This window comes from Acinetobacter sp. AKBS16 (assembly GCF_002899995.1).
Lineage (GTDB): Bacteria > Pseudomonadota > Gammaproteobacteria > Pseudomonadales > Moraxellaceae > Acinetobacter > Acinetobacter baumannii.
In genome coordinates, this window is the sequence record NZ_POYH01000098.1 from 17,953 (window position 1) to 18,926 (window position 974).

The following is a 974-nucleotide window of genomic DNA, read 5'->3' on the forward strand; positions in this document are numbered from 1 at the left end:
TTAATAGTAAAGTTCAAGACCCCATTGAAGCAATTAAGGAAATTACGCAAGGTGGTGTTCAATTTGCACTAGAATCTACAGGCCGTCCTGAAATTGTAAAACAGGGGATTGATGCGCTTGGAATTCTTGGCAAAATTGCAATTGTTGGTGCACCACCATTAGGGGTAACGGCAGCTTTTGATGTAAATGATTTACTGATTGGAGGTAAATCAATCACGGGAGTTGTAGAAGGAAATAGTGTTGCTAAACGCTTTATTCCAGAACTGGTTGCGTTATATCAGCAGGGTAAATTTCCATTTGATAAACTGATCAAATTTTATGACTTCAAAGATATTAATCAAGCAGCAATCGATAGCCAACAAGGTATAACACTCAAACCAATTTTAAAGATTGGTTAAATTTCAAAGGCCATAGCATTTATTTGATATGGCCTTTTTAAATTCCTATGAACCATAATTAATTTAAATTTCTTACAATTGAATATCACTATTTGAATAGTGATCGAACCAGATTTTTCTAAAGATATTCTTAAAATCTATCAGATCTTTATTCGCCTATATTTCGATAGTATATCTAAGCGTACTTATGAATATAGATAGTATCTATAATTTATAATAATTATTATTCATTTGATCTATATTTTTATAGCTTCTAAGATTAATTCATAATATCGCAAGCAAGGAACTATAGTGAAAACAGTCCACCAATATACTTATGACATTTTAAGAAAAAACAATATTAAAGTCGTGTTTGGTAACCCTGGCTCAAATGAGCTTCCTTTCTTAAAAAATTTCCCTGCTGATTTTCAATATATTTTAGGTTTACATGAAGGTGCTGTAGTCGGGATGGCTGATGGTTATGCTCAGGCTACAGGTCAGCCAGCATTTGTTAATCTGCACTCAGCTGCCGGCACGGGAAATGCGATGGGAGCATTGAGTAACGCGTGGAATTCACATACTCCTTTAGTGATTACC

The 974-nt window shown here is 34.2% G+C and carries 2 protein-coding genes; both read left to right on the forward strand.

Features of this window, described 5'->3' with window-relative positions:
- The coding region (locus tag C1642_RS17685; protein WP_146035353.1) for a zinc-binding dehydrogenase at nucleotides 1-398 on the forward strand (398 nt) is incomplete at its 5' end.
- Between the two features lie 291 nt (nucleotides 399-689).
- Nucleotides 690-974: thiamine pyrophosphate-binding protein (locus tag C1642_RS19870; RefSeq protein ID WP_265734999.1), on the forward strand; the 285-nt coding region annotated here is incomplete at its 3' end.